This window comes from Pseudomonas sp. GM24 (genome assembly GCF_000282235.1).
Lineage (GTDB): Bacteria > Pseudomonadota > Gammaproteobacteria > Pseudomonadales > Pseudomonadaceae > Aquipseudomonas.
Genome location: NZ_AKJR01000373.1, coordinates 1 through 3,305, shown reverse-complemented (window position 1 = coordinate 3,305; position 3,305 = coordinate 1). Strand labels below are relative to the sequence as shown.

General features: G+C 60.1%; 5 protein-coding genes. All 5 read left to right on the top strand.

Features of this window, described 5'->3' with window-relative positions:
• Nucleotides 1-419, top strand: a 419-nt coding sequence (locus PMI23_RS28475) for a cbb3-type cytochrome c oxidase subunit I (protein ID WP_007950333.1), incomplete at its 5' end; no start/stop codon positions are given.
• A gap of 10 nt (nt 420-429) precedes the next feature.
• Nucleotides 430-1,038: a cytochrome-c oxidase, cbb3-type subunit II gene (gene ccoO / locus PMI23_RS28470; protein WP_003223389.1), complete on the top strand. Its 609-nt coding sequence runs from the start codon at nt 430-432 to the stop codon at nt 1,036-1,038.
• Nucleotides 1,039-1,043: 5 nt separating this feature from the next.
• On the top strand, nt 1,044-1,241 hold the full coding sequence (locus tag PMI23_RS28465; protein WP_007917155.1) for a cbb3-type cytochrome oxidase subunit 3: 198 nt from the start codon (nt 1,044-1,046) through the stop codon (nt 1,239-1,241).
• Nucleotides 1,238-2,191: a cytochrome-c oxidase, cbb3-type subunit III gene (gene ccoP, locus PMI23_RS28460; protein ID WP_007917157.1), complete on the top strand. Its 954-nt coding sequence runs from the start codon at nt 1,238-1,240 to the stop codon at nt 2,189-2,191. The genes PMI23_RS28465 and ccoP overlap by 4 nt, the downstream gene beginning before the upstream one ends.
• Before the next feature lie 482 nt (nt 2,192-2,673).
• A partial coding sequence (locus PMI23_RS28455) for a cbb3-type cytochrome c oxidase subunit I (protein ID WP_007950332.1) occupies nt 2,674-3,305 on the top strand: 632 nt, incomplete at its 3' end.

The following is a 3,305-nucleotide window of genomic DNA, read 5'->3' as shown; positions in this document are numbered from 1 at the left end:
CCCACTACACCGACTGGACCATCGGCCACGTCCACGCTGGCGCCCTCGGTTGGGTGGCGATGATCTCGATCGGCGCGCTGTACCACATGATCCCGAAAATCTTCGGCAAGGCGCAGATGCACAGCGTCGGTTTGATCAACGCGCACTTCTGGCTCGCGACCATCGGCACCGTGCTCTACATCGCCTCGATGTGGGTCAACGGCATCGCCCAGGGCCTGATGTGGCGCGCAGTGAACGAGGACGGCACGCTGACCTACTCCTTCGTCGAAACCCTGGTGGCCAGCCATCCAGGCTTCGTCGTGCGGCTGATTGGCGGGGCGATCTTCCTCAGCGGCATGTTCCTGATGGCTTACAACACCTGGCGCACCGTGCGGGCCTCGCAGCCTGCTGACGTCGTTGCTGCCGCGCAGATGGCCTGAGGAGTCCGCCATGAAACACGAAACGATTGAAAAGAACGTCGGCCTGTTGATGTTGCTCATGGTGTTCGCCGTGAGCATCGGCGGCCTGACCCAGATCGTCCCGCTGTTCTTCCAGGACGTCACCAACAAACCGGTAGAAGGCATGAAGCCCTACACCGCGCTGCAACTGGAAGGCCGCGACATCTACATCCGCGAAGGCTGCGTCGGTTGCCACTCGCAGATGATCCGCCCGTTCCGCGCCGAAACCGAGCGCTACGGGCACTACTCGGTTGCGGGCGAAAGCGTTTGGGATCACCCGTTCCTGTGGGGCTCGAAACGTACCGGTCCGGACCTCGCCCGGGTCGGCGCGCGTTACTCGGATGACTGGCACCGCGCGCACTTGTACAACCCGCGCAACGTCGTACCGGAATCGAAAATGCCGGCCTACCCATGGCTGGTCACGCAAGCGGTCGACAGCAGCCACACCGAAACCAAGCTCAAGACCATGCGCACCCTCGGCGTGCCGTACACCGACGACGACATCAGCGGCGCGGTGGCCAGCCTCAAGGGCAAGACCGAAATGGACGCCCTCGTCTCCTACCTGCAAGTGCTCGGCACTGCGATCAAGAGCAAGAGGTGAGCACGATGATCATTGAAATGAGTGCAGGCCTGATTCGCGGCCTCGGCACGGTCGTGGTGTTCGTCGCCTTCGTCGGTTTGACGCTTTGGGTGTTCAACCGCAAGCGCACGCCGGAATTCGCCGAAGCACGTCTGCTGCCGTTTGCCGACGAGCCACAGCCCGAACAAAACCAAGCATCTGAAACAAGGAGTACCCGGCCATGACCACCTTCTGGAGTACGTGGATCTGCGTACTGACCATCGGCAGCCTGATCGGCCTGACGTGGCTGCTGATCGGCACCCGCCGGGGCGAAACCAAAGGCAGCGTCGACCAGACCATGGGCCACAGCTTCGACGGCATCGAGGAATACGACAACCCGCTGCCGCAGTGGTGGTTCATGCTATTCGCCGGCACGCTGGTGTTTTCCGTGGGCTATCTGATCCTCTATCCGGGTCTGGGCAACTGGAAAGGCATCCTGCCGGGTTACGAGGATGGCTGGACTGGCGTGCACGAGTGGGAAAAGGAGATGAACAAGGCTGATGCCAAGTTCGGGCCGATCTTCGCCAAGTTTGCCGCCATGCCGGTGGAAGAAGTGGCGAAGGATCCACAGGCGCTGAAAATGGGTGGCCGCTTGTTCGCCTCCAACTGCTCGGTATGCCACGGCTCCGACGCCAAAGGTGCGTTCGGTTTCCCTAACCTCGCCGACAGCAACTGGCGCTGGGGTGGCGAAGCCGAGACCATCAAGACCACCATCATGGGTGGCCGGATGGCGGCGATGCCGGCCTGGGGCGAAGTGCTCGGCGAGGCCGGGGTGAAGAACGTGGCCGCTTATGTGCGTCACGAGCTGGCCGGTCTGCCATTGCCCGCCGACAGCAAGGCCGACCTGCAAGCCGGACAGCAAGCGTTCAGCACCACTTGCGTAGCCTGTCATGGGGCAACCGGCCACGGCACTGAAGCCATGGGTGCGCCGAATCTGACGCACCCGGCCGGGTTTATCTACGGCACCAGCCTGACCCAACTCGAGCAGACCATTCGCCATGGTCGTCAGGGTCATATGCCGGCGCAGAACGAACTGCTGGGTAACGATAAAGTGCAATTACTGGCCGCTTATGTGTACAGCCTGTCGCACGGATTGAATACAGAAAAACTGATTACTGAAGACAACAAGAAGTAATCATTGCGTACACCTCTGCCGCACCATTCTCGGTGCGGCAGCATCCAGCCCCTTTGCGACGCATTGTCGCACCCCTTCACACCCTCTCCTTTCGGTTCCTCTGATTCGGGTCTACGCTTGCTCGATGCGGACTGGCTTGTGCCGGTTCCAGGTCAACGCTGACTGCTGTGTTCCGCGAACCGGCTGACTGATGTGGCCGCAAACGCCGGTAGATACCGGCTGTCGTGCCATTCACCGTCCGTCACCCGAACCGAGCGTTTGAACACACCCCGTTACAAGCGACCTGAACCCCTCGCTTTTTTCGTCCGCTGCGACATTTTGTCCGAGGCTGATTTTGTCCTTACGCGGCGCATGGAAAGGCCGCAGAATCAGCGTTGGAAAGCATTGACCCAGGTCATGGCGCGTTGCAATGACCCCCTGCTCTCTGCATACTTGCGGCCGATTTTAATCCTAATAAAACACCCAAACCGTGGAACCTTAGAATGAGCACAGCAATCAGTCCGACTGCTTATAACTATAAGGTAGTCCGCCAGTTCGCCATCATGACGGTGGTCTGGGGGATCCTTGGCATGGGGCTCGGTGTCTTCATCGCCTCGCAACTGGTTTGGCCGGAGTTGAACTTCGGTCTGCCGTGGACGAGCTTTGGACGCCTGCGCCCGTTGCACACAAACCTGGTGATTTTCGCCTTCGGTGGTTGTGCACTGTTTGCCACTTCCTACTATGTCGTGCAGCGAACCTGCCAGACGCGACTGATTTCCGACAGCCTCGCCGCCTTCACCTTCTGGGGCTGGCAAGCGGTAATCGTCGGCGCAATCATTACCTTGCCGCTGGGTTACACCACCACCAAGGAATACGCGGAACTGGAATGGCCGATCGCCATTTTGCTGGCCATTGTCTGGGTCACCTACGGTCTGGTGTTCTTCGGCACCATCACCAAGCGCAAAACCAAGCACATCTACGTGGGTAACTGGTTCTACGGTGCGTTCATCGTGGTCACGGCGATGCTGCACATCGTCAACCACATGTCGCTGCCGGTGAACCTGTTCAAGTCCTACTCCGCCTACTCGGGCGCGACCGATGCGATGATCCAGTGGTGGTACGGCCACAACGCCGG

Bases quoted from the DNA above. Each gene is read 5' to 3' on its own strand.
- PMI23_RS28465 (WP_007917155.1), top strand. From the start codon at position 1,044: ATGATCATTGAAATGAGTGCAGGCCTGATTCGCGGCCTCGGCACGGTC.
- ccoP (WP_007917157.1), top strand. From the start codon at position 1,238: ATGACCACCTTCTGGAGTACGTGGATCTGCGTACTGACCATCGGCAGC.
- ccoO (WP_003223389.1), top strand. From the start codon at position 430: ATGAAACACGAAACGATTGAAAAGAACGTCGGCCTGTTGATGTTGCTC.